This is a genomic window from Gordonia liuliyuniae (assembly GCF_021738805.1).
Lineage (GTDB): Bacteria > Actinomycetota > Actinomycetes > Mycobacteriales > Mycobacteriaceae > Gordonia > Gordonia liuliyuniae.
In genome coordinates this window covers 311,690-336,215 of the sequence record NZ_JAKKOR010000011.1, presented here as the reverse complement: position 1 = coordinate 336,215, position 24,526 = coordinate 311,690, and the positions used below count along the sequence as shown (strand labels likewise).

20 protein-coding genes are annotated in these 24,526 nt (G+C 66.4%); 13 read left to right on the top strand and 7 right to left on the bottom strand.

The features are described 5' to 3' along the window. The first annotated feature begins 4 nt into the window (after positions 1–4). From L5G33_RS15630 to L5G33_RS15620, 3 genes are read left to right on the top strand one after another with little or no spacing between them, the layout of a single operon-like run. Complete coding sequence (locus L5G33_RS15630) at positions 5–2,377, top strand: glycoside hydrolase family 65 protein (RefSeq protein ID WP_236999171.1); 2,373 nt, start codon at positions 5–7, stop codon at positions 2,375–2,377. Between the two features lie 16 nt (positions 2,378–2,393). Then, a complete protein-coding gene (gene metG, locus L5G33_RS15625; RefSeq protein WP_236999103.1) occupies positions 2,394–3,959 on the top strand; it encodes a methionine--tRNA ligase in 1,566 nt (521 codons plus the stop codon). Positions 3,960–3,978: 19 nt separating this feature from the next. Further along, the gene (locus L5G33_RS15620) at positions 3,979–5,151 is read left to right on the top strand and encodes an aminodeoxychorismate synthase component I (RefSeq protein WP_236999102.1); all 1,173 of its coding nucleotides are present in this window, start codon (positions 3,979–3,981) and stop codon (positions 5,149–5,151) included. Here L5G33_RS15620 and L5G33_RS15615 read toward each other — a convergent pair. From L5G33_RS15615 to L5G33_RS15605, 3 genes are all read right to left on the bottom strand, one after another. After that, positions 5,131–6,153, bottom strand: coding sequence for a tellurite resistance/C4-dicarboxylate transporter family protein (locus L5G33_RS15615; protein ID WP_236999101.1), 1,023 nt, complete (start codon positions 6,151–6,153; stop codon positions 5,131–5,133). The two genes, L5G33_RS15620 and L5G33_RS15615, sit on opposite strands and share 21 nt — an antisense overlap. A gap of 53 nt (positions 6,154–6,206) precedes the next feature. Continuing rightward, on the bottom strand, positions 6,207–7,055 hold the full coding sequence (gene rsmI / locus L5G33_RS15610) for a 16S rRNA (cytidine(1402)-2'-O)-methyltransferase (protein WP_308191586.1): 849 nt from the start codon (positions 7,053–7,055) through the stop codon (positions 6,207–6,209). Positions 7,056–7,169: 114 nt separating this feature from the next. After that, positions 7,170–7,781, bottom strand: coding sequence for a TetR/AcrR family transcriptional regulator (locus tag L5G33_RS15605; RefSeq protein ID WP_236999100.1), 612 nt, complete (start codon positions 7,779–7,781; stop codon positions 7,170–7,172). A 188-nt stretch (positions 7,782–7,969) separates the two neighbouring features. On the opposite strand from L5G33_RS15605, the gene L5G33_RS15600 reads away from it, so the two are divergent. After that, positions 7,970–9,547: a dolichyl-phosphate-mannose--protein mannosyltransferase gene (locus L5G33_RS15600; RefSeq protein WP_372476918.1), complete on the top strand. Its 1,578-nt coding sequence runs from the start codon at positions 7,970–7,972 to the stop codon at positions 9,545–9,547. Here the strand turns inward: L5G33_RS15600 and L5G33_RS15595 are convergent. Together L5G33_RS15595 and L5G33_RS15590 are read right to left on the bottom strand one after the other, a co-directional pair. Continuing rightward, positions 9,495–10,727, bottom strand: coding sequence for an MFS transporter (locus tag L5G33_RS15595; protein ID WP_236999099.1), 1,233 nt, complete (start codon positions 10,725–10,727; stop codon positions 9,495–9,497). The genes L5G33_RS15600 and L5G33_RS15595 overlap by 53 nt on opposite strands. A 121-nt stretch (positions 10,728–10,848) precedes the next feature. Beyond that, entirely contained in the window at positions 10,849–11,715 is an 867-nt protein-coding gene (locus tag L5G33_RS15590; RefSeq protein WP_236999098.1) for a universal stress protein, read from the bottom strand. Positions 11,716–11,880: 165 nt separating this feature from the next. On the opposite strand from L5G33_RS15590, the gene L5G33_RS15585 reads away from it, so the two are divergent. Further along, on the top strand, positions 11,881–12,177 hold the full coding sequence (locus tag L5G33_RS15585) for a hypothetical protein (RefSeq protein ID WP_236999097.1): 297 nt from the start codon (positions 11,881–11,883) through the stop codon (positions 12,175–12,177). Between the two features lie 27 nt (positions 12,178–12,204). Here the strand turns inward: L5G33_RS15585 and L5G33_RS15580 are convergent, their stop codons facing one another. Continuing rightward, on the bottom strand, positions 12,205–13,938 hold the full coding sequence (locus L5G33_RS15580) for a cation:proton antiporter (RefSeq protein WP_236999096.1): 1,734 nt from the start codon (positions 13,936–13,938) through the stop codon (positions 12,205–12,207). A 185-nt stretch (positions 13,939–14,123) separates the two neighbouring features. Here L5G33_RS15580 and L5G33_RS15575 point away from each other — a divergent pair, with 185 nt between their 5' ends. From L5G33_RS15575 to L5G33_RS15540, 8 genes are all read left to right on the top strand, one after another. Then, on the top strand, positions 14,124–15,137 hold the full coding sequence (locus tag L5G33_RS15575) for an AurF N-oxygenase family protein (protein WP_236999095.1): 1,014 nt from the start codon (positions 14,124–14,126) through the stop codon (positions 15,135–15,137). 5 nt (positions 15,138–15,142) lie between these two features. Then, on the top strand, positions 15,143–16,615 hold the full coding sequence (locus L5G33_RS15570; protein WP_236999094.1) for an FAD-dependent oxidoreductase: 1,473 nt from the start codon (positions 15,143–15,145) through the stop codon (positions 16,613–16,615). A 133-nt stretch (positions 16,616–16,748) separates the two neighbouring features. Next, the gene (locus L5G33_RS15565; protein WP_236999093.1) at positions 16,749–17,042 is read left to right on the top strand and encodes a hypothetical protein; all 294 of its coding nucleotides are present in this window, start codon (positions 16,749–16,751) and stop codon (positions 17,040–17,042) included. Then, positions 17,039–18,703 carry an alpha/beta hydrolase gene (locus tag L5G33_RS15560; protein ID WP_236999092.1) on the top strand — a complete coding sequence of 555 codons (1,665 nt, stop codon included), beginning with the start codon at positions 17,039–17,041 and terminating at the stop codon, positions 18,701–18,703. The genes L5G33_RS15565 and L5G33_RS15560 overlap by 4 nt, the downstream gene beginning before the upstream one ends. Positions 18,704–18,754: 51 nt before the next feature. Next, positions 18,755–19,444 carry an HNH endonuclease family protein gene (locus L5G33_RS15555; RefSeq protein WP_372476917.1) on the top strand — a complete coding sequence of 230 codons (690 nt, stop codon included), beginning with the start codon at positions 18,755–18,757 and terminating at the stop codon, positions 19,442–19,444. A 104-nt stretch (positions 19,445–19,548) separates the two neighbouring features. Beyond that, positions 19,549–20,730, top strand: a complete 1,182-nt coding sequence (locus tag L5G33_RS15550) for a tyrosine-type recombinase/integrase (RefSeq protein WP_236999091.1) — start codon at positions 19,549–19,551, stop codon at positions 20,728–20,730. 14 nt (positions 20,731–20,744) lie between these two features. Continuing rightward, positions 20,745–21,059, top strand: coding sequence for a helix-turn-helix domain-containing protein (locus L5G33_RS15545; protein ID WP_236999168.1), 315 nt, complete (start codon positions 20,745–20,747; stop codon positions 21,057–21,059). Positions 21,060–21,262: 203 nt separating this feature from the next. Next, positions 21,263–23,464, top strand: a complete 2,202-nt coding sequence (locus L5G33_RS15540; protein WP_236999090.1) for a tyrosine-type recombinase/integrase — start codon at positions 21,263–21,265, stop codon at positions 23,462–23,464. A 160-nt stretch (positions 23,465–23,624) separates the two neighbouring features. Here L5G33_RS15540 and L5G33_RS15535 read toward each other — a convergent pair whose 3' ends face one another. Next, complete coding sequence (locus L5G33_RS15535; protein ID WP_236999089.1) at positions 23,625–24,434, bottom strand: HNH endonuclease family protein; 810 nt, start codon at positions 24,432–24,434, stop codon at positions 23,625–23,627. Positions 24,435–24,526: the final 92 nt, after the last annotated feature.

Here is a 24,526-nt window from a genome sequence, read left to right as displayed (position 1 = left end):
GCACGTGCCGACCCACGGGACACGCCCCGACCACGGGTTCGACGTGCATCCGTGGGAACTGCGGTGGCGCGGCTTCGACATCGACACCATCGGACGCACCGAAGCCCTCTTCGCTCTCTCGAACGGCCACATCGGCTTGCGCGGAACGTTCGAGGAGGGCGAACCGGTCGATGTTCCGGGGACCTATCTGAACGGCTTCTACGAGTTGCGCGATCTGCCGTACGCGGAGAGCGGTTACGGGTACCCGGAGTCGGGCCAGACCGTCGTCAACGTCACCGACGGCAAGATCCTCCGACTCCTCGTCGAAGACGAGCCGATGGACCTGCGGTACGGCAGCACCGTGCAACACGAGCGTGTGCTGGACTTCCGGACCGGCACGCTCAAACGGGAGACGTTGTGGACGTCGCCGACCGGACGCACGGTCCGGATCCGTTCCGAACGTCTCGTGTCGTTCACCAAACGCACCGTCGCCGCGATCCGCTACGAGGTCGAGCCGATCGGTGAGGACATGAAGCTGGTGCTTCAGTCCGACCTCCTCGCGAACGAGCCGATCGGCGGCCCCGGCGGCAAGTCGGCCGCCGACGACCCGCGCCTGGCCGCCGCGCTCGACAATCCGCTGGTCGCCGACCTCGCCGACTGCGAGGACTACTCGGCGGTCCTGGTGCACCACACGAAGCGATCGGGGCTGTCTGTCGCGGCCGCGATGGACCACGAGATCGAACTGCCCTCCTCCGGCGACACCTCGGTCCGCGCCGACGGCGACCTCGCCCGACTCACCGTCGCAGCGACCGTCCCGCAGGGCTCGAAGATCGTCGTCACCAAGTTCCTCGGCTACGGCTGGTCCGCGCGCCGCAGCGTCCCCGCGCTCCGCGCGCAGGTGGACGCCGCCATCGCGATGGGTCGCGAGACCGGCTGGGAGGCTCTCAAAGCCGAGCAGATCGCGTACCTCGACGACTTCTGGGCAGACGCCGACATCGAGATCGACGGCGACTCCGAGATGCAGCAGGCGATCCGGTTCTCGCTGTTCCACGTCTTGCAGGCGGGTGCCCGCGGCCAGTCGCGTGCGATCCCCGCCAAGGGCCTGACCGGCCCGGGGTACGACGGCCACACCTTCTGGGACACCGAGACGTTCATCCTGCCGATGCTGACGTACACGGTTCCCGCGGCAGCCGGCGAGGAACTCCGGTGGCGTCACGGCACCATGTACAAGGCGAAGGCGCGCGCCGCCGAACTCGGTGAGACGGGTGCGATGTTCCCGTGGCGTTCCATCAACGGCGACGAGTGTTCGGGCTATTGGCCTGCCGGCACCGCGGGAGTCCATGTGTCGGCCGACATCGCGAACGCGACCGCCCGCTACATCCGCGCGACCGGTGACGAGGCGTTCGAGGTCGAGTGCGGCGTCGAACTGCTCGTCGAGATCGCACGGTTCTTCACCGGACTGGGCCACCACGACGCCAACGGCCGTTTCCGCATCGACGGAATCACCGGACCCGACGAGTACACGGCGATCGTCAACAACAACCTGTTCACCAATCTCGCCGCACAACAGGCGTTGCGCGACGCGGTGACCTCCGTCGGCAGACATCCCAGCGTCGCCCGTGAACTCGACGTCACCAGCGCCGAGCGAGCGCTGTGGACCTCGTGCGCCGACGACATGGTGATCCCGTACGACGAGTCGCTCGGCGTCCACCAGCAGTCGGAGGCGTTCACGCTCCTGGCCCTCTGGGACTTCGAACGCTCTCGCGGCAGGTATCCGCTGCTGTTGAATTACCCGTACTACGACCTGTATCGCAAGCAGGTCGTGAAACAGGCCGACCTCGTGTTCGCGATGTACCTGTTCGGCGACCGGTTCACGCCCGCGCAGAAGCTCGCGAACTTCGACTACTACTATCCGATCACCGTCCGCGACTCGTCGCTGTCGGCGTGCTGTGAGGCCGTCACGGCCGCCGAGGTCGGCTATCTCGACCTCGCGTACGACCTGATGAGCGAATCGGTCTTCACCGATCTCCACGACCTCCACTCGAACGTCTCGTCGGGACTTCACATCGCGGCGCTGGCCGGCGCGTGGACCGACTGCGTCGCCGGCTTCGGCGGTATGCGCGACTTCGGCGGGACCATCACGTTCGCTCCGCGCCTGCCCCGCCAGCTCACGTACATGAGCTTTCGCATGATGATCCGCGAATCGCGGATCGTCGTCGCCGTCGACCGATCCTCGGCGACGTACCGCTTGATGTCAGGGCCGACGATCGAACTGGCGCACCACGGGGAACGCTTCGTGCTCGGCGACGCACCGGTCCGCAAACCGATCTCGCCGCCGGCGGCGCAGCATCCGCCCGCCGCTCCCCCAGGGTGCGAACCGTACCGCCGGTCGCTCTGACTATCCTGGGACCACTATGGTCAACGCTTCCGCCGCAGCGACATCCCCTGCTGACGCCCCGCCGTTCTACATCACCACCGCGATCGCATACCCGAACGGCGCCCCGCACATCGGACACGCCTACGAGTTCATCTCGGCGGACGTGCTCGCCCGGTTCAAGGCCCTCGACGGCTACGACGTGCGGTTCCAGTCGGGCACCGACGAGCACGGCCAGAAGATGCAGCAGACAGCGCAGGCCGAAGGCGTGTCGACAGCGGACCTCGCGCGCCGCAACTCCGACCGCTTCGAGTCGCTGCACGCCGCGCTAGGCACCGATCTGAGTCGGTTCATCCGCACCACCGACACCGATCACCATCGTGCATCGGAGGAGATCTGGAAGCGGATGGAGGCGGCGGGCGACATCTACCTCGACTCGTACGCCGGCTGGTATGACGTGCGCGACGAGGCGTTCTTCACCGCGGACGAGACGAGCGTCGACGCCGACGGCGATCGAATCGCCACCGAGAACGGCCACAAGCTGACGTGGACCGAAGAACAGACCTACTTCTTCCGGCTCTCCAAGTACAGCGAGCCGCTGCTCGAGTTGTACCGCGACAACCCCGGTTTCATCGGGCCGGACTCGCGGCGCAACGAGGTCACCCGATTCGTCGAGGGCGGGCTCAACGATCTGTCGATCTCACGCACCACGTTCGACTGGGGCGTCAAGGTGCCGGGCAATCCCGACCACGTCATGTACGTGTGGGTTGACGCGTTGACGAACTACTTGACCGGGGTCGGCTTTCCGGACGATCCGGCGACGCTGGAGCGCTATTGGCCCGCCGACCTGCACATCATCGGCAAGGACATCATCCGGTTCCACTGCGTGTACTGGCCTGCGTTCCTGATGAGCGCCGACATCCCGGTGCCCAAGCGGGTGTTCGCGCACGGCTTCTTGAACAACAAAGGCGAGAAGATGAGCAAGTCGATCGGCAACGTCGTCGACCCGCACACCCTCATCGACGAGTTCGGGCTCGATCCGGTCCGCTACTTCTTCCTCCGCGAGGTCTCCTACGGGCAGGACGGCTCCTACTCGGCCGACGCGATCGTCTCGCGCAAGAACGCCGACCTCGCGAACGAGTACGGCAACCTCGCGCAGCGCACCCTGTCGATGGTCGGCAAGTACTTCGAGTCGACGATCCCGCAGCCGGGCGACCTCACCGCCGACGACGAGGCTCTGCTCGACGCCGCCGACGCACTGCTCGACCGCGTCCGCGCACATTTCGACGTGCAGGCGATCCACCTCGGCCTCGAAGCCCTATGGTCGGTGTTGGCGGACGCGAACCGCTACATCTCGGCGCAGGAGCCGTGGAAACTCGCCAAGACCGACCTCGACCGCACCGGGACCGTCCTCTACGTGTGCGCCGAGGTAGTCCGCATCGTGACGCTGCTGACGCAGCCCGCCATGCCGTCGTCCACCGCGACCCTGCTCGACTTCCTCGCCGTCGACGCCGACGCGCGTACCTTCGCCGCCGTCGCTGATCGGTTGACCCCGGGCACCGCCCTGCCGAAGCCGAGCCCGGTGTTCCCCCGCCACGAGGTGTAGACGGCGCTTGGCGACCGTGGTGACCGTTCCGACCCCCGTCGAGCTCGTGCAGGCCCTGCACGCACGCGCCGTGCGTGAAAGCCTGCCACCGCCCGCTGCTCTCGTCGGCCGGTGGCTCGACGCGGACGCGGTGATCGCACCGTCGATCGATGTACGGCCGGGCGTCGCACTGCCGGATCTGCCCGACCGCTTCTGGCTGGGCGCGATCTCGTATGCACCGCCCGGGCAGACCCCCGACGTGGTCGGCGGGCTCTGCAGCGGCCTCCTCGTGTTGCGCGACAACGCGTGGGCGTGGGAGTCAGTCGACGGGTCGGCGTGCCCGCCGTGGGTGCTCCAGACCCTGTCGGACCTCTCCCCGCTTCCCCCTCGGTCCGGGTCGTGGTCGGCGACGTGGTCGCCGCCCGACAAGAAACCGCACGTGGATGCCGTCGCCCGGTGTCTCGACGCGATCGCCGACGGCGAGGTGTATCAGGCATGCGTCTGTACCCGGTTCACCGGCGTGCTCGACGGCGACCCGCTCGCATTCTTCTGCGATGTCGCAGCGTCAAGCCGGCCTGCGAAAGCCGCGTGGCTATCCGGCGCGTGGGGGTCGATCGCGAGCTTCTCCCCCGAGCAGTTCCTGGACCGGCGGGGCGGCGAGGTCTCGTCATCGCCGATCAAAGGGACGGTGCCCGCACACGTCGACCCGTCGGTGCTGTCCGTGTCGGCGAAGGACACCGCAGAGAACGTGATGATCGTCGACCTCGTCCGCAACGACCTGGGCCGCGTCGCGAGGACGGGATCAGTGCGGGTGCCCGACCTACTGTCGGTGGTCCCCGCTCCAGGCCTCTGGCATCTGGTGTCGACGGTGCGCGCCACACTCGCGCCCGCGATCGGCAACGACGCACTGCTGGCGGCGACGTGGCCTCCCGCGTCGGTGACCGGGACGCCGAAGATCCGAGCCGCCGAACTGTTGGCCGGCTGGGAGGAACACGAGCGCGGCGTCTATTGCGGCGGCATCGGCGTCGCAGGCCCCGACGGCCTGCTCGACCTGTCGGTGGCCATCCGGACTGTCGTCGTCGGGCCGGACGGCGCGCTGACGCTCGGTGTCGGCGGCGGCATCACCGCAGACTCCGATCCGGACGCGGAATGGCAGGAGTGCCTGGACAAGGCGGCGTCGATCGTCGACGCGCTACCGGTCACCCCGCACTAGCAGCCGTCCCTGCGTCCACACCATCGCGACGAAGGTGACGCCCCACGCAATGGACGCGATCCAGATTTCGACGTGACCGATGCCGTTGACGATCGGCAGGTCGTGCGCCGTGCCGAGGGCGCGGCTGGCCACCCCGTACATGCCGAGCGGGAAGATGATGGTCCACAGGCCCACCTCGTAGCGCAGGGGGACGCGGTGGACGACGTGTCGCCAGTAACCTGCAACGAGGAGTGCGGGCACCAGCCAGGTGCCGAACGCCCAGAGGATGAACGTGGACGCACTCACGGTGGTGCCGACGACGTCGACGAGCGGGACTTTCGTCATCTTCTCGACGTGTGTCCCGGCGACCACCGAGATCGCTGTCGCCCCCATCGCCACCCAGTACGCGCCGGACACGTCCGCGGGAGATGGGCGTGCGATCAGAAGTCGTGCGGCGACCAGGACGGCCACCGCGATGTACAGGACCACCCCGATCGACCAGCACGAGACCGCGAGCAGCGCGAACTCTGTCCGGAAGCCGACCTTCGGCTGCAGGCTGGCCGCGAGGATCGCGACGGCCTGGGTCGCGACCACCCAGACGAACCAACTGCCGTCGGCACGGCGCATCGGAGCCTCGTCGCCGCGCGCGGCGAACGCGATGGCCGGGAGCGCGTAACCGAGCACGAACCAACTCACCGCGGTGATACCGAGCGCGACCTCGGCGACGCCGAGGCGACCATCCAAGAGGAGCCTGGTCCCGATCACTCCGGTGCCCGCGACGAATGTGAAGAATCCGAACGTGCGCGTCGGCGACCGCAGATCGGTGGCGACCGCGTCCCGGTACCGCGCGAACCGGACCAGGCTCGCGACGACCAAGACCGCGTACGCGACGACGCCGATCCACAGGAGCGCGCCCGACACCAGGTCCCAACCCTGCACGTTCATCGCGATCGAGACGATCCCGGTCGCCATCACCATCGCGAAACAGGCGGGGTTCAACCCGCGGATCACCTTCTCCAGCATGGTCAATGATTACCGTGTCATCGACGGTATGCACGGTTTATTCGTATAACTCGTCACTCGCGTGCGGCCACCACGGCCTCGTACACGTCGCGCTTGGAGAATCCGGTTCCCGCCGACACGTCGGCGCAGGCATCCTTCAACCGGTCCCCGCCATCGACAAGGGCACGCGCCCGCGCGACGAGGTCGTCGATCGTCGCCGAGTCGTCGACCGCTGTGGCGCCCGCGACGACGACGGTGATCTCCCCCTTCACCCCGTCGGCAGCCCACTCGGCGAGCTCGCCGAGTCCGCCGCGTCGAACCTCCTCGTACGTCTTGGTCAGTTCGCGGCACACCGCGGCACGACGGTCCGCGCCCAGCACGTGCGCGGCATCGGCGAGCGTCTGCGCCAGCCGGTGCGGCGACTCGAAGAACACGACGGTTCGCTGATCGGCGCGCAGGGTCGCCAACCAGTCGTGTCGGGCGCCGGACTTGCGCGGAGCGAAACCGTCGAAAGCGAACCGTTCGGATGGCATCGCCGACAGGGCTAGCGCGGTAGTCACCGCGGACGGTCCCGGAAGGCAGGTGATGCGCAGCCCGGCGTCGGCGCACGCCACCACGACGCGGTACCCGGGATCACTCACCGACGGCATGCCCGCGTCGGTCACCAGCAACACGGTGGCCCCGGCCTCGATCTCGTCGACGAGCTTCGGTGCGCGCACCGCTTCGACCTGGTCGTAATAGCTGACGACGCGGCCGCTGATCTGGACGCCGAGCGACGACGCGAGCGCCTTGGTGCGACGCGTGTCCTCGGCGGCCACGATGTCGGCGGTCGCGAGGGCCTCACGCAGCCGCGTCGACGCATCGTCGGGCCGCCCCATCGGAGTACCCGCCAGAATCAACACGCCCGCACCGTCGTCGCTCACGACGTCCAGGCTACGGCTTGTCTCCGACGGCAGGGGCTTGTCTCCGACGGCAGGGGCTTGTCTCCGACGGCCGGGGCTTGTCTCCGACGGCAGGGGGTCACCTCCGACGGCAGGTCATCGCAGATAGCCGAGGATCAAGGTCACTGCGCTCTCGACGACTGCGTTCACCCGTTCGCGAGATCCGGTGCCGAGCCAGCACAGGGTGATGCCGTCCGACAACGCGATCACCGTCGGCGCGAGTTCGGCTGTCGGCTGACTCCACGAGCGACCGCCGATCCGCGCCGACTCGTCGAGCACTCGCGCCGCGACGTCGTAGTAGCCGTCGTAGAGCCGCTCGGCGAGATACTCGAGTCCGGGGGTGCGCCGGGCGTACAACGCGAGACCGATCAGCACCTGTTGGCGGGCGGGCTCGGTGATGGCGTTCTCGGCGAACGCGAGCAGGCCTGCACGCACGAGGTCTTCCATCGGTGTGTCGCCGACCGGAGCATCGGCCAGCGTCTCCAACCATTCGTTCATGGAGTCGAGTTCCTGGGCGACCCCGTGCTCGACGACTGCGGCCAACAGTTCGTCCCGCGAGGCGAATGCGTAGAAGATGCTCGACTGCCCCATGTTCGCCTCGGTTGCGATGCGGCGCGTCGTCGCCGCTTCGACGCCGTCCGCGGCAATCACGCGCAGTGTTGCGGCGATCGCCGCTTCGCGTCGCTCTTCCAGGCTGAGCCGTGCCATTCGGGCTACCTCTAATCTCGTCGTCGTCTCCACGATGCGTTCGCACCGGCCGGGACCGGTGTGCAAGTCCTCTAAGCGTACGGTGTGCCGCCGACGCCGAATCGAGTTCTATACCGAACGGCACGGCTCTGCGTCGCAATGAGATTCAGCCGATAATGGGTCGAACTGACATGCCCTAGCATGTGTGTGTGACGACTGCCGCCCCTGCTGCCGACCCCGAGAGCTCGGACGTCCGGCCGCACACCGAGGATCTGGGTACCAGCCCCGGTCGTGCGGTCCCCACGCCGATCTTCGGCGCGTCCGATCGCCTGCGCGGCACGATCGTCGGAGTCGTCATCACCCTGATCGCCGTCGCCACCCGATTGTGGGATCTCACCCATCCGACGGATGGCGGGACACCGGTCTTCGACGAGAAGCACTACGTCCCTCAGGGTTGGCAGGTCTTGACCGGCGGCGACTGGATCGAAGACAACCCCGGATACGGTCTGGTGGTGCACCCGCCGGTCGGCAAATGGATGCTGGCGGTCGGCGAGTGGATGTTCGGGTACGGACCGATGGGCTGGCGGGTCATGTCGGCGGTGTCGGGCATCGTCATCGTCCTCGCCGTGTACCTGACCGTGCGACGGCTGGCGCGTTCCACACTGGTCGGCGCACTCGCCGGCGTGTTCGCGATCTGCGACGGCGTCCTGTTCGTGCAGTCCCGGATGGGCATGCTCGACATCTTCCAAGCGTTGTTCGTGGTGCTCGCGTTCGCCGCGATCATCGCCGACCGCGACCAGATGCGGGCCCGCATGCACCGGGTGTGGTCGCAGGGCCGGATCGACGATACCCCGTTCGGCCCACGCCTGGGTTTCCGCTGGTACCGGTTCACGGCGGGAGTGATGCTCGGCCTGGCGTGCGGCACCAAATGGTCGGGCCTCTACTTCGTCGTCTTCTTCACGCTCCTGTCGCTCGGATTCGACGTCGCGGCACGCCGGGCCTACCACGTGAAGCGACCGTGGGTCGGGGTGCTGCGTCGCGATCTGATTCCGTCGGGCGTCTCGCTGGCACTGATGCCGATCGCCATCTACCTCGCGAGCTTCGCGACGTGGTTCGCGTCGGAGACGTCGGTCTACCGCTATGTGGTCGGCTCCGAGGTCGGCACCGGCGGGACCTTCGCGTGGGTGCCCGCGGCGTTCCGTTCGCTCTGGTATTACGAGTCGGGCATTCTCGAGTTCCATGCGGGGCTGACGAATTCGGCTGGCAACCACCATCCGTGGGAGTCGAAGCCGTGGACGTGGCCGATGAGCCTGCGCCCGATGCTGTACGCGATCGACTACGGGCCGGACCAGTGCGGCGGCGGCGACTGCGTACGGGCGCAGATGCTCATCGGCACGCCCGCCCTGTGGTGGTTGGCGTTCCCGATGATCGCGTGGGCGATCTGGCGGATCGTGTCTCGTCGGGACTGGCGGTACGCCGCGGTGCTCGTCGGCTACGCGGCCGCGATCGTGCCGTGGTTCGGCGACCTCGACCGTCAGATGTACTTCTTCTACGCGACAGTGATGGCCCCGTTCCTGGTGATGGGGCTGGCTCTGTGCTGCGGGGACGTTCTCGCGTGGGGCGCGCGGAGCAGACGGTCGGACCGGAAGACGATCGCAGTCCTGTCGGTCGCGGTCTTCGCCGCTCTGGTGATCGCGAACTTCGTGTGGCTGTGGCCGATCTTGACCGGCGCGCCTATCTCGAACGTCGAGTGGGGTCGTCAGATGTGGTTGCCGAGTTGGTCGTGACGGGCAGGTCGCGAGCGGCGTCTCCCGCCACGAGCCACAGGACGAGCGCGACGACCACGATGCCGCCGGTCACCGCGAACGCCGGACCGTAGCCCCACCGGTCGGCGATCAGACCGGCGATGAGCGGGCCGCTGACCGCGCCCAGATCGGACGCCATCCCGTAGGCGGCCAACGCCGATCCGCCCCGTTCGCGTCTGGCGAGAAGATCGCCGAGTGCCGCTTGATGTGTCGGCGCGAACAGACCCGATCCGATTCCGGACACGGCGGTCAACGCGAGCACGACCCAGATGTTGGGTGACCAGCCGAGCACGATCGTGGACGCGGCGGCGATGATCAGCCCGGGGATCATGACGGGGCGTCGCCCGAACCGGTCCGACAGTCGACCGGAGACGATGATCGCGACGATGTTTCCCGCGGCGTAACAGGCCAGGACGATGCCCGCCCAGCCTGCGGATTCGCCGAGCCCCTGTTCGACGAACAGCGGGACCACGGCCACTCGAACACCCATGGACGCCCAGCCCTGAGCGAAGTTGGATGCGAGGATCGCCCGGTACTCGGCCCACCGCAGCGCCTCGACGAAGCCCGCCGCGGGCAGCGGAGCGTGCGCGCCCGGTTCGGTCCGCGGTTCGGGTGCGGGCGGCATCGCGGTCGCGACGACCGCTGCCGCGATGAGCAGCGCGATCGCATAGACGACGAACGGCATGCGGAGCCCGAAGTCGACGAGGGCCGCTCCGACGAGCGGTCCGGCGAGGTTGCCGACGAGGAAGCCCGCCGAGTAGTAACCCGAGGCCCGGCCGCGGATCGCCTGTGGCGCGAGGCGGATGAGCAGTGCCATCGCCGACACCGAGAACATCGTCGACCCGATGCCGCCAGCGGCGCGGAACACCAGCAGCTGCCAGTAGGTCTGCGCGAACGCGCACGCCAGAGTGCTCAGCGCGACGACCATGAGGCCGGTCAGGTAGATCCGCCGCTCCCCCAGCTTGGTGACCAGGCGGCCGGTGGCGGGCGCGAACGCCAACCGCATCATCGCGAACGCGGATACGACGACGGTCGCGGCGGTGATGCCGACGCCGAAGTCGCTGGCGAAGATCGGAAGGGCTGGCGCGATGAGCCCGTAGCCGAGCGCGATGACGACATTGGCCGCCAGCAGGACCCATAGTCCGCGTGGGAGTTGTTTCATTCCTCGACTTCGGACGACGCCGTCACCGACCGTCGCATGCTGCGGCGGAGTTCATCAGACACGCTGTAGACAGTAGCGGCGGGCACCGGCTGAAGAGTCGGTGCCCGCCGCTGTCACCGCGTCACTTGCGGACGATCATCACCGGAACGTGCGCGTGGTGGAGCACCTTCTGACTGCGCGAACCCAGGAGCAGACCGGTGAATCCACCTCGACCGCGGCTGCCCATGACGATGAGCGACGCGTCGTCGCCCGCCGCCTCGAGGATCGCCTTGGCAGGCTCCTCGGGGATGACGACCCGGTTGACTTCGACGTCCGGATAATCCTGGGAGTAGCCCGCGATCCGCTCCGACACCGCTTCGACGGCCTGACGAGACATCTCGTCGATCTCCGCCTGGTCGAGCCCGAAGCCGTGGAGAGCGTCGGCGTCGAGCGGCGTCCACGTGTGGACGGCGGTCAGCGTCCGGTTGCGGACGCCTGCCAGTCGGTACGCTTCGGCGACGGCGGGGTCGCTGACCGCCGAGTCGTCGATGCCGACGACGATCGGGCCGTCGCCGCCGAGCGAGCCCGCGGGCACGATTACGACGCGTCCCTTCGCGTGGGCTGCGACGCTGGTGCTGACCGATCCGAGGAACAAGCCCTTGACGCTGCCCAAGCCGCGGGTGCCGAGCACGATCATGTGGGCGTGCTCACCGATCTCGAGCATGACGCGGGCGGCGTCGCCTTCGACGATCGAGCCGGACACCTCGATGTCGGCGACCTCGGCGCGAGCCACTTCGGCCGCCTTCTGCACTGCTGCAGTGGCCTCCGCGCGGATTGCGTCGATCACGTCCTGCGGGATCACCAGGCCAGGCGCGTAATCGCTGGTCGTCGACGTGTAAGCGGCAACGATCTTCAACGGGAGGCGTTCGGACGCTGCAGCACTTGCAGCCCATTTGACGGCGTCCGTCGACGCATCCGAACCGTCCACACCGACCAGGATCAAGCTCATCGCGAATGCACTCCTTCTCAGCAGGGCCGGACTACCGCGGATTCGGCGCCCCTCGGCCTCGTTTCCATTCTGTCGCAATCACTCCCGAAATGCATGGACCCGGGTAGGTCCAAAGTCCCCAGGTAGGCTGGCGGCACTGTCCGATTCGATCACCAGGAACGTTCGATGACCTCCCCGCTCCGCTCCGGCCCCGCCCGCGACGCCGCATTGCACGTACTCATTACATTCGGAGTGGGCATCGTGCTGCTGATCGTCGCGCTCAACACGTCCGACGGGGTGCACGACGCGTTCATCGTCGCAGGCCCGGTCGCCATCGGACTGGGCACAGTCTCCGCCATGATCCGCACCGCTCTCGCCTGGCGTGCCAACGTGGGGTGGCAGGTGTGGCAGGGCGCGTCATGGTTCCTCATGGCACTCACCGTCACCTGGGTGTTCGGCGCGGTCCCCGCCCTCGTCACCTAAACTCGCACGCCCCACTCGGTTGTCGCGTCAGTCTTTGACGGGCGCCTGGGCGTCGAGACTCAGTTCCTCCGCGTCGAGCCGGTCGAGAGAGACGGTCAACGCGCTGGAACTGTAGGCGCCGGTCTCGCGGAGCTCCAGAAGCCGCCGCCGCTGTTCGGAGACGATGAGCCTGCGGACACGCCTCATCTGTTTCGCGGTCTCCAAGCGTCTGTCGATCATGATCTCGTCGAGCCGGTCTTCGGCCCCGCGTTCTTCATCCCCGAGTTCTTCATCCCTGTCGACTGCCTCGAGGCGTCGAACAGTCTCGATGGTGCTCGCGAGCTCGGAGTCGGCTCCGCACGCGTCGGGCGCCCTCATGACACGATCGGTCACCGCAGCCAACTCGCGGCCGATCGCGCGACGCTGCGCCATCTCCTGCGCGGCGTGGTCGGGCAGCCGCATCCACTTGACGAATGCGCCGAGCGTACTGCCCTGGATCAGCAGTGATCCGACAGCGACGAAGAATGCGAGCAGGACGAGCATCGACCGGTACGGTGTGTCGGCGGGCAGCGTCTGCGCCGCCGCGAGCGTCACGACTCCGCGCATCCCGGCCCACACCACGACGAACCCCTCCCGCGTACCGATCGACTCGGCGCGGTAGTAGGCGATGTCGGCGAGCCGACGGTCGATCCGACTCTGCACCACCCGCAGTCGGCCCGTGTCCAGATGATCGGCGTCGGCCAAGTCGGTCTGCAGCTTCTCGAGTCGCTCCTCACGCCCAATGACCCGCTGCGCACGACGCTCCGTCCAGTGCACCAACGGGATAACGAAGATCAACCGCAGCACGATCAAGAGCACGAAACCGACCGCGGCGGGCCACGCCGCATGCCAGACCGTCTCACCGCTCTCGTGGACGTCGAACACCAGGTCCTTGAGTTCGAGCCCCATCAGCAGGAAGACGCTGCCCTCCAATAGCAGTTCGACCATCCGCCAGTTCTGCACGTCGGACAGCCGGTGCGCCGCAGTCAGATGACGGACCGCGCCCCGCCCCGCGACCAGGCCCGCAGCGACCGCAGCGACCAGCCCGGAACCCTCGACGAGTTCCGTCGGGATGTACGCGACGTACGGGGTGAGGAACGAGACCGCTGTCGCGACCGCGGGATTAGCGATTCGCGCACGGAACCGGACGAACACCCAGCCGACGGCGGAGCCGACGGCGACCGCAGCCACCACCGTCCACACGAACGAGATCGCGACACCCCACAGCGACACGCTCGCCGCCATCGCCGCGATTGCCGCACGCAACATCACCAGCGCGCTCGCATCGTTGAACAGACTCTCGCCGCTGAGCACGGTGATCAGCCGGTTGGGCGCGCCGACACGTTTGACGGTCGTCGTCGCGACCGCGTCGGTCGGGCTGAGGATCGCGCCGAGCGCTACACCGGTCGCATAGTCGGCGTCGGGGAGTATCCACATGAACACCGCGCCCAGCCCGAGCGCGCTGACGATGACGAGGACCACGGACAATCCGCTGATCGCACGGAAGTCACGTTTGAACTCCATCGAGGGCATCGCGACAGCCGCCGCGTAGAGCAACGGAGGCAGGACGCCCATCAGGACGATCTCCGGGTTCAGCGCGATCCGCGGGACCCCGGGAAGGTAGCTGACCACGACACCGAACAGGACGAGCAGCAACGGAGCCGCGATACGCAGTCGCGGGGCGAGCAGATTGGCCGCAGCGATCGCGAGCACACACATGACGACAATCAGAACAACTTCCACGTCCTACATTGTCGGGCATCGACCCCCATCCGTGGCATCCCCCGGCCACGTCGGGCCGTCAACTCATGCGCCACCACCCATCGTGTCATCGAGCATTGACAAGATCAATGATTGGTGTCACGGTTAAGTCATCAAGGTTCGTTCTGCTGACTCGTCAGCAGAACACCAGCAGAGGGAGATGTGAGATGACTTCGACGCAACCGCGGCCGACCACCACGTATCAGCCGCCCGTGAAGCAGGACGCAGAGCTCGACTACGAGCAGGTTCTCGACGATCTGTCGTCCGCGTCAGTGCACCGGAACTTCGATCCGTACATCGACATCGCCTGGGACGCTCCGGAGATGGCGATCGTTCCTGACGACCCCCGCTGGATCCTCTCGTACACAGTCGACCCGATCGGCCGTCACCCGTGGTACCAGTCGCTTCCCGAGTCCGAACAGATCCGCCTCGGCATGTGGCGCCAGGCCAACGTCGCCAAGGTCGGCCTGCAGTTCGAGTCCATCCTCATTCGCGGATTGCTTCAGTACTCGGACCGCCTCCCCAACGGCGACAAGCGGTTCCGTTACACCACGCATGAGGCGAAGGAAGAGTGCAACCACACGCTCATGTTCCAGGAACTGGTGAACCGGATCGGGATGAAGACACCCGGCATGCGCCGCTGGCTGCGCCTGCTCTCGCCGATCGTTCCGCTGTTCTCGACGATCACTCCGACCGTCTTCTACTTCGGCGTGCTCGCAGGCGAAGAGCCCATCGACCACATCCAGAAGGACTTCCTGCGCGGCAAGGACGGCCTGCACCCGGCGATGTCGGCCGTGATGGAGCTGCACGTGGCCGAGGAGGCTCGGCACATCTCGTTCGCGCACAACCATTTGCGAGCGACGATCCCGAACAAGGGCCGTCTCACCAAGTTCGTCCTGTCGATCGCGATGCCGATCGTCATGCGCGTGCTGTGCAATGCGATCGTCATCCCGCCGGCCGAGTTTCGCAAGGAGTTCAACGTGCCTCGCGAGGTGATGAAGGACATCTTCTGGGAGTCCGAGCAGTCGAAGGTCTTCTTGGCAGGCGTCTTCGGCGACGTCCGCATGCTCGCTGAACAGTGCGGTCTGATGAACCCGGCGTCCCGCCGAGTCTGGCGTGCCCTGGGCATCGACGGCCGCAACTCGCGGTTCCGCAGCGAACCCGCCTATACCGCGAGCTGACGCCGGTGCCCCACGTCGTCACACAGGCGTGTTGCGGCGACGCTTCGTGCGTCTACGCATGCCCTGTCAACTGCATACATCCCACCCCCGACGAGCCTGATTTCGGCATCGCGGAAATGCTCTACATCGACCCGGCGACATGTGTCGACTGCGGCGCGTGCGTCTCGGCGTGCCCGGTCGGCGCCATCGTCCCCGGCCACCGCCTGCCTGAGGAGGCGCAGCGGTTCGTCGACGTCAATGCCGAGCACTACGGCCACACGCAGGACGATTTCGTCCGCTTCCCGGTCCCGCGCGACAAGCGCCTGCCGCTCGCACCGATCTCCAAACCGCGGGCGGTCCGCGGCGGCCCAGACCTCCTCGAAGTCGCGATCGTCGGGTCGGGACCGTCCGCGATGTATGCGGCCGACGAACTCCTCAAACAGCCGCGCGTGCGCGTCACCGTGTACGAGCGGCTCGACCTACCGTTCGGTCTGTCGCGCTTCGGTGTCGCCCCCGACCACACGTCGACCCGCACCGTGATGAATCTGTTCGACGACATCGCTCGCCATCCGAACATCACCATCGCCCTCAACACCGAGATCGGCCGCGACGTGTCGCTCGACGAGCTACGCGCACGCCACCACGCGGTGTTGTGGGCCGGCGGCGCGCCGACCGATAAGACATTGCAGATTCCCGGCGTCGAACTGTCCGGCGTCCAGAGCGCGACGTCGTTGGTCGGCTGGTACAACGGGCACCCCGACTTCGTCGACGCCGGACCCGACCTGTCGGCCGAGCGGGTCGTGGTGATCGGCAACGGCAACGTCGCCCTCGACGTCGCACGCATCCTCACCGGTGACGTCGACGAGCTCGCGAAGACCGACATCTCGCGTGACGCGCTCGCCGCACTGCGCTCGTCGGCCGTTCGCGAAGTCGTCGTCGCGGGTCGTCGCGGCCCCGAGCACGCCGCGTTCACGTTGCCCGAACTGATCGGCATCGCCGACGGGCACGCTCGCGTGTGGGTCGACCCCGCAGACCTCGAAGGGGTATGGGCCGACGGTGTAGACGATCCGACGCTAGCCGCGAAGCTCTCTCTCCTGCAGGAGATCTCGCAGCGCCCCAAGCCCGCCGAACCCTTCATCCGACTGATGTTCGGTAAGACTCCGGTCGCCGTCGTCGGTCAGGAGAAGGCGACCGGCGTGCGCTTCGTCCGGACCGGGACCAATCTCGAGGAGACACTCGACACCGGTCTGGTGCTGACCTCGATCGGCTACCGCGGCGTCCCCGTCGCCGGACTCCCGTTCGACGAGAACACGGGCACCATCGCGAATGTGGCCGGACGAGTCACGGACGGCGGCACCCCGGTGCCCGGGATGTACGTGACCGGCTGGATCAAACGTGGACCGTCCGGTTTCATCGGCACCAACAAGACCGATTCCGGGGAGACCGTCGCGCATCTTCTCGAAGACGCTGAGGCAGGTGCCCTCTCCAGAGTCGGCTGACCATCTGCCGCAGGCTGGATTCGCTCGCCGCAGCGTCGCTGTGGAATTCCGCAGAACCGTGCACGGTCCCCGCACGTCTAAGGAGTAGAGGCCCGGTCGTCGTACCGGGTGCACTGCGGCGGACGGGGACATCATGGCGGGTTTCGGGATCACACCGGCTCAGATCGCACAGATCGCGGCGGACTGGCGCGAGCTGGGGAGCGTGATCGTCGAGACCCGGCTCGATGATCCGCCTGCGAGTTCCACCTCGCACACGGTCGCCGCCGCGGCGATCGCCACCGTCAAGGCCAAGACCGTGTCGGCGACCGACGGGCTCCGGCTGGTGGCACTGGCCGACGCACTCGCCAGATTCAACGCGCTCTCCCAGGAGTCGGATGCGGCGTCCGCCGATGCGATCGGCGACGCGACCCGCGAGAGCGTCCGATGACCAGCATCGACGACGTCCTCGCCTGGGACCTCAGCGGATTGCCCACCGCAGCCGCGCAACTGGCGACTCTCACCGATCGCCTCTGGGACGCGAGTCGGGAGGCGGTCGTCGCCGCCGGCTCGGACGAGGCATGGCACGGGGCGACCCACGATGCGGCGACCCAGCGCGTCGGAGTGGTCGCGGTGTCGATGCGACGATCGGCCCAGGCGACCTCGACCGCAACCGATTACGTCCGCGGCAGCACGGCGATCCTGGAGAACGCGCAGTCGACGCTGCGTGCTCGGGTGCTCTCCGCGCGCAACGCCGGGTTCACCGTCGCACCGGACGGCTCCGTGACCCACGCCGATCCCGAGCGCCGCGCCGACTCCCTCTACCTGACCGAGGCCGTCCAACAACTACTGGCGACGGCGGGCGAATTCGACCGGGTGTTCGCGAGCGAGATCTACCGGACCGCTCTGCAAATCGACGGCTCCGGAGACGCAGTCGGCCTGCCCGACGGCTCTTCAGGAAACCCGGACAAGGCTGCGCAGGCCCTGCACGCACTCTCCCCGGAGCGTCGTCGAACGTACTGGGAGTCGCTGTCGCGCGCGGAGAAGGACAAACTTCTTCGGTCCGCACCGGAGGTCGTCGGCAACCTCGACGGGCTCCCGTTCGACGACAGGATCACCGCGAACAGGGTCACGATGCTCGACCGGCTCGACGACGCACGCGAGTCAGGAGCCGACGACGACGCCGCGCGACTGCGGTCGATGCTCACCGACGGCCGCACATTCCTCGCCTACAACCCGGACACCGGAGAGTTCATCGAGCTCGTCGGCGAGATCGCTCCCGACGCTCGCGGCACAGCAGTCTTCGTCCCGGGCACCGGCACCGCGGGCGACGACGTCGACGACCTGCGCCGGCGGGCGCTCGCACTCAACGAGCAGACCGGTGCGCCGATCATCGTCTGGGCAAACGGCACGTTCCCACAAACCATCGTCTCCGATCCCCGCCACGCTCCGCTGAAGTCGATGGCCGTCGACCCGCGTCTGGCAGCCGAGAACGCACCGCGACTCAAGTCGTTCACCGAGGCCCTCGATGCGGAACTCGCGACTGCCGCACCAGGCGTTGAGACGACCGTCATCGGGCACTCGTACGGCGGCACCGTCGTAGGCACCGCCGAGCAGCTCGGCATGCGGGCCGACCGCGTCGTCTATGCGTCGGCAGCGGGGACAGGAGCACTGCCTGGTGTCGGATGGCACAACCCCGACTCGGACGTCGCCCGATACTCCATCACACCGCCCGGCGACCTGATCCATTACGCGCAGGACGGCGGTGGACTGCTCCACGGCGGCGACCCGGACGACGCCGACGGCGTGGTGAGGCTCGACAGCGGCTACCTCTCCCCCGACGATCACGGGCACCGCGCCCTCCTGGAGGGGCCGAGCTCGCATTCGGCGTATCTGGACGACCCGGGCTCGGACGCGTTCGGCGCCATCGCCGACGTCATCGTCGGCGACGAGCCGGCGCGGTACGTCGACCGTCGGCCCGACATGCACCAGGTCGACGACCTCACCGAGGACGTCGTGAACAGTGCGTCGGCCATCGGCCGGCTCAGCGGTCACCTGCTCCTCGACACGGTCGCCGGTCCGGCGCGTGGACTGCTCGGCCTGTTCGATTGATCCGACTGTCGGATGCACGAATTGTCGGAGGTCGACGGCACAATGGGTGCCATGTCGTACTTCCCCGACCGCGGGCCGGCCGTCGCCGCCCTGACGGCGATCATGGTGGGCGGCCTCGCCCTCACCGGCTGTTCACTGCCCGGCGCCGATCAGACCGATGTCGCGTGGTCGTCTGCCGTGCCCGACGGCGCCGTCGAGCAGACGCCTGCATCGATCTCGCCGTCGTCGCCGCTCCCGTCGACGAGCACCGTGTCGTCGGCCTCCTCCGACGCACCTGCAGGGTCCGCCGACGCACTCACCGCGCTCGACACGATCGCGGTGAAGGGTCGCGCACCGAAGACCGGATACGACCGTGCGCTGTTCGGGCAGGCATGGGCCGACGACGTCTCTGTCGAGGGCGGCCACAACGGCTGCGACACCCGCAACGACATCCTGCGACGAGACCTCACCGAGCTCACCACCAAACCTCGGACGCACGACTGCGTCATTCTGACCGGCGTGCTCGACGACCCGTACACCGGCACGACCATCGCATTCCAACGCGGCCAGAAGACGTCGACCGCCGTCCAGATCGACCACGTCGTCGCACTGTCGGACGCATGGCAGAAGGGCGCACAGCAGCTGACCACTGCCGAACGGCAGTCTTTCGCGAACGATCCCCTCAACCTGCAGGCAGTCGACGGCCCGACGAACATACTGGAGTGGGTCCGGGTTCGTGTAAGCGATCAAGCCGCGCGCTGACCTGCCAGTGCTGGTCACGGACGTGCCTGGCTGCGAGCCTACCGCCAGAGAATTTCGCCAGTAACTATCGGATTTCGACAGTTACTAGCGTATTGTTTCAAAGTATGGACGATTCGGGAATCACCGTCCTGCGTCCTGAACTATCGGACGCGGGTAGTGGTTCTGCTGAGCGCCGGGGAGCTGCGGGTGCGCTCGCTGAAGTGGTCCCGTTCGGTCGACCTGGAAGGTCCTCGCCAGATGACGCGCAGTCGTATTTTGTCGATACGCTCGCCGAGTACCGGTGGGCCCGTGATGCAGCGGGTCTGGCGCCGGGGACGCTCGAGAATCTGATCCAGCCGATCATCGAGATCGCGGACTACTTTGAGACGCAGCCATGGAATCTAGCGCCGCAGGATATCGACCGCTACTTTGCCGGCCCTGGAAAGCATGCGCCGAGCACGGTGCGGGGCAAGATGCAGAAGATCGACGGATACTTCGCGTTCTTGGAGCAGCGATACGGCTCTGAGATCCATCGCCGATTCGGTGTCACTGTCAGCTCTCCAATCGATGCGTTCAACAGGTCTATCCATCGCGGCGACTTCGAGCTGCGTGTGCCGCCGTCGCGCCGCGACACGTTGACGTTCTTCAGCGGATGGCGAGACGCTTTGCCTCACGCCCGTAAGCCCTACGTCGCGAGCCGCAACTACGTGATGGCCAAGCTTGCCTACATCTCCGGTGTTAGGGCTGCGGAGCTGTGTGGGGTCGGGTTGAACGAGATCTACTGGGACTCTGGGCAATGGGGGCGGTTCCTTGTGCGGGGCAAGGGCCATGGCGGCTCAGGTCCTCGCAAGAGGCTCGCGTTTCTTTTTGCTGATGGTCGCGAACTGTTGTGGTGGTATGTCGAGGAAGTTCGCGGCGGTTTCGCTGACGACCCTTCGCATCCGCAGGCCCCGCTGTTCCCGTCTGAGCGGCTACCGAAGGCCCTCTCGACGCTTGGGATGTCAAACGCTCCGGGTTCGCCGATCACGCCTGCCACGTTCCGTGACGCTCTGTCGAGTGCGAGTGCACAATTCCTGCCTGGGCCGGTGAGTCACCTTCATCCGCATCTGTTGCGGCATGCGTGTGCAACGCACAACTACGAGAGGGGAATGGGATTGTGGGAGGTACAGAAGCTGCTCGGACACGAGCGAGCGTCAACGACAGTCGGGTATTTGGCGACTGCGGCGGCCGATCCTGAGATAGCGAGTCGCGCGTCGGCCGAGCGAGTTGTCCAGCGTCTACGCGTTGATGAAGGGAGGCTCCGGTGAAGTGGAATCTACGCATGGTGGCGGCGCAGCGGGATATCTGGCGGCCTACCGATCTCTTGCAGGTTTTCGCTGAAGTCGGGTTCACTCCGTCGCTTAGCAAGGTCGCCAAGCTTTGGAGCGGTCAGCCGATCAGTGTCCGGCTCGACGAGCTCGACAAGATGTGTACTGCCTTGAACTGCACGATCGCGGACCTCTTAGAAGCTGAGCCGGTGGCCGCGGCTGCCGATAGCCCTGCTGAGGCGGTCGGCGACAGTTCTGAACATCATTCTCAACGGCCAGTCCCGCGACCGTTGCGTGCAGGACGGCCGAACCTGCGGCCTCCGAACTAACTTGTCCAGGTGAGGCGGTTCCGATGCCCAGGGATGTGTGTCAGTGTCAGGGCTGTTTCGCGTGGGCCGCCGATGTCGATGCAGCCTCAAGGTTGTGTACGAACTGCCGGATCTGGGCCGCGAATCCGAAGACGTCGATGTGTGTGTGTTGGCGATGCGGGCACCGGTCGTGGCTGAACCGGAACGACTTGTGCCGGTTGTGCATGGTGACTGTCCGCACTGTTGCGCCGCACTGGATGCTCAGTCCGATCGCCGGGTGTGGCAACCAGCTGTTTTTGAACCTCGACCACATCCGTCTACCGTTAGCGCGCGGCTTCAACCGCGGCGACGCCGCGCGGCGCAATCCGAGCCGTCTTCCGCCTCGATCTCCCGCCTGGGTAATACGGGCGACTGCGTTGCCTGCAGTCGACGATCCGACGATCTGCCCACCACCGACGAGCCCAGGCCAACTCGAATTGTTTCCCGTGCGTCGGCACCTCACCCGCGCGTTGGCATCGCGAATCTTCAATCGCGAAGTCGACGGCCTCGACGAGGCGATTTCGGCAATTGCGGCGATGAAAGCCGAGTATGGTCGCGGCGGCGCGTGGAGTGCCGCACTGACCAGAATGATGAGACTGGTCCTCGCCGCGATGATCGCCGACGAGGCGGAGGCTATGACCCCCTCCGACGCCGACGGCATCGACGACTACCGCGGTTCGATCGTCGAGGTGCTTCGCCGAGTCGACCGCTGGGACGAGAACGGTCGCCCAGCAACTCGCGGCTCGCCCTCTCCCGCGAACGATGCACGTCGCAAGTCCTTACCGACGACGCGGTGGCGGACGAAGAAGCCAGCCCATCAGCGGCAATGCGCAGAGTGCGGTTCGTGGGGAAACGACTACACGCTATGTGGCCGGTGTCGGTGGTGGCGTCAAGGACATCCCGTCGGGGACTGTGAACGTTGCGGTCGCAGCGGCATACACGTGGGGACAAGCGAGTTCATTCCGGACGACGACCGCACGCTGTGCCGCAGCTGCACGCTCACTCTTGTGACCGCGTGGCCAGACCCAGTACCGCCCACCGGAAATCAGCTGTTCTTCGCCGGACCGTTGGCGCCAGCGATCAGAACCCAGAGCGGAGCCCTAGGCTACGAGCCGCCCAACTGGCGAACTGAACAGGTAATTAAACGGCGTCGCGAAGAACCCGCAAGCGCAGCGTCGGAGCACCGTCAACACCGCGGCCAATTTGAGCTGTTCTCCCTGACCCGCGACTGGAGCGGTGTGTGCGACGATCCACCACCTGCACTCTCACCCGAAGACATTGCACTGCTCGAGGCAATGAGGACGTACGTATCGGAGATGAAATGGTCACCCCCGGCGATCCGCGTCCTGCTCCGAACTCTGCGGATCCTCTTCGGCTGGCTCGGCTCCGATGCTCCGATACACGAGCACGACGTCTGGCCCCTGAACGCTGCATACGACAACGTGACTGCTGTACACGCCGTGTTCGTCCTGGAGGCGTTCTCTATGGTCGACCGGGACGAACCCTCGACGTCGGACGAACGATGGGTCCAGGCTCGGATAGAGGAGCTCAAACCACCCTTTGCCACCGAAATCGAGGTGTGGGTCCGCGCAATGCGCGGATACGGCCGGCGTCGCCGCCCTCCGCTGCAGTGGCGGGTGATTGCCGGCTACCTGCGGCGAGCTCGCTCGCTCATCGAGTTCGCCGCCGAGCGCTACTCATCGCTGTCAGAGGTCACTGCTGACGACGTTCGGCGGTGGCGCGACGAGAATTCGACTACGCCTGATGCCGGAAACTATGGTGTGGCCGTTCGTTCTATCTTCGGGACGCTCAAAGCCGAGAAAGTCATCTCCACAGATCCCACGTCCAGAATCCCATTTCGGGTGGTTGATCACTTTCCTGTCGGTCTGCCCGACGATGCCATTCAGGGGCTTCTCGATCGTACAGCGACGCCGATGGCCCGCGCGATGGTCGCGTTGACGGCGATCCACGGCGCATCACGTTCGGAGATCGTCCACCTGAAGATTGGCGAGATCGATATGGCCCAGGCACGAATTACGTTGCCCAAGCGAGTGATCTATATCGACCACGTCACGATGGACGCCTTGAGTCGTTGGTTTGCTGAGCGGTCGACTAGTTGGCCAATGACGAGAAACGATCACGTCTTCATAACCAGAAACTCCGCGTTCACCCCAGAGGACAAACCGATCTCTGGAGATACCCTCGCGAGCGCCTTTCGCTCCATCGGGACAACATGCAATGCACTACGCACCGACCGTATTCTGTACGAAGCGAAGATATCGGAGGATCCGGTCGGCCTGATGCGGCAGTTCGGGCTCTCGGTGGGCAGCGCTATGTCTTACATCTCCGCAGCTCATCCAGAAAAGTCCTCCACAACTCGCCGGTAGCCAAGTGTTCCCATTCGGTACGTAGAGATGCTTCGCCGCCGGGTAACGGCCCCAACGAGCCAGTTCCAAATAGTCGCGGAGATGGAAAGCCACGGACAGATCGGTCATGTTCCACTGTCGGGATGCGTATGCGCCGGGCCAACGTGCACCTGGCGCGATCTCATGGGCTCACAGTGCGCTGAGAGGCCTCTGCCTCGGTCGGCAAGCTCTGCCCTGGACACCGGGCTAGGACCCTCTCCATCGCTTCGCCCTCGGATTTGGTGACCCATAGTCGGTACTTGCTTTTCACAGCGATCTGCCGGGCCACGTACATGCAACGGAACTTCCAGTTCGGAACCAACCACGACGCGGAATCGGAGTCCGATTTGGCCGAATTCGGTGCACGCGTTGTGGCGATCAGATTGAGTGGGTCGTTGGCCAGGTTCACTCGCTCGGCCGCCGTAATCTGTTGACCGCCCTTCTGCCACGCATCGCCGAGAGCGACGACATGGTCGATCGGCACGAGCTGCGAACTCTCTTGCCCGCGAACGAAGTTCAACGTCACTCCCGTATAAGGATCGGTCAAAATACCTGACTGAACCACGCACGGCGGAAGGACCGGAGCTGCCGGCTTGGCCTTGCAGATGACGTTGGTCAGATCGCGCGACAGGATGTTCTCGCGAGTACTCAATGAATCACCGCCCCACAAGGCCGTGTTCTCATCAGTCCACGCCTTCCCGAACTGGCTACGCGCATACCCCGCCTTGGGCGCTCGCCCCTTGACCGGCAACCCCGCCAACGCCACCGCCGCACTTCCCGTAGCCGACTGCTCGACCGCCGGAGGCGTCACCTGCGCCGCGCCAGAAGTCTCCGCAGACGAAACCTGCAAGTCAGTGGTGACCTCCTCGGCGCTCGGCACGATAGAGCATCCCGACAGCACGGCGACCGCGGCGAAGCACGCCATCCAGCGCAGTACGATGCGCCGATTCACAGCAACACCTCGACTCTCATGCCTTCCGTCCCTCGCACGTCACGTAGGAGATCGTTCGCCAACTCAGGTACCGCGACCTGAGCGAACCGAAC

Excerpts from the sequence above, each read along its gene's own strand:
- L5G33_RS15560 (WP_236999092.1), top strand. The coding sequence starts at position 17,039 with ATGACCAGCATCGACGACGTCCTCGCCTGGGACCTCAGCGGATTGCCC.
- L5G33_RS15550 (WP_236999091.1), top strand. The coding sequence starts at position 19,549 with ATGGACGATTCGGGAATCACCGTCCTGCGTCCTGAACTATCGGACGCG.
- L5G33_RS15585 (WP_236999097.1), top strand. The coding sequence starts at position 11,881 with ATGACCTCCCCGCTCCGCTCCGGCCCCGCCCGCGACGCCGCATTGCAC.
- L5G33_RS15540 (WP_236999090.1), top strand. The coding sequence starts at position 21,263 with ATGGTGACTGTCCGCACTGTTGCGCCGCACTGGATGCTCAGTCCGATC.
- L5G33_RS15605 (WP_236999100.1), bottom strand. The coding sequence starts at position 7,781 with ATGGCACGGCTCAGCCTGGAAGAGCGACGCGAAGCGGCGATCGCCGCA.
- metG (WP_236999103.1), top strand. The coding sequence starts at position 2,394 with ATGGTCAACGCTTCCGCCGCAGCGACATCCCCTGCTGACGCCCCGCCG.
- L5G33_RS15565 (WP_236999093.1), top strand. The coding sequence starts at position 16,749 with ATGGCGGGTTTCGGGATCACACCGGCTCAGATCGCACAGATCGCGGCG.
- L5G33_RS15555 (WP_372476917.1), top strand. The coding sequence starts at position 18,755 with ATGTCGTACTTCCCCGACCGCGGGCCGGCCGTCGCCGCCCTGACGGCG.
- L5G33_RS15595 (WP_236999099.1), bottom strand. The coding sequence starts at position 10,727 with ATGAAACAACTCCCACGCGGACTATGGGTCCTGCTGGCGGCCAATGTC.
- L5G33_RS15615 (WP_236999101.1), bottom strand. The coding sequence starts at position 6,153 with ATGCTGGAGAAGGTGATCCGCGGGTTGAACCCCGCCTGTTTCGCGATG.
- L5G33_RS15590 (WP_236999098.1), bottom strand. The coding sequence starts at position 11,715 with ATGAGCTTGATCCTGGTCGGTGTGGACGGTTCGGATGCGTCGACGGAC.
- L5G33_RS15575 (WP_236999095.1), top strand. The coding sequence starts at position 14,124 with ATGACTTCGACGCAACCGCGGCCGACCACCACGTATCAGCCGCCCGTG.
- L5G33_RS15545 (WP_236999168.1), top strand. The coding sequence starts at position 20,745 with ATGGTGGCGGCGCAGCGGGATATCTGGCGGCCTACCGATCTCTTGCAG.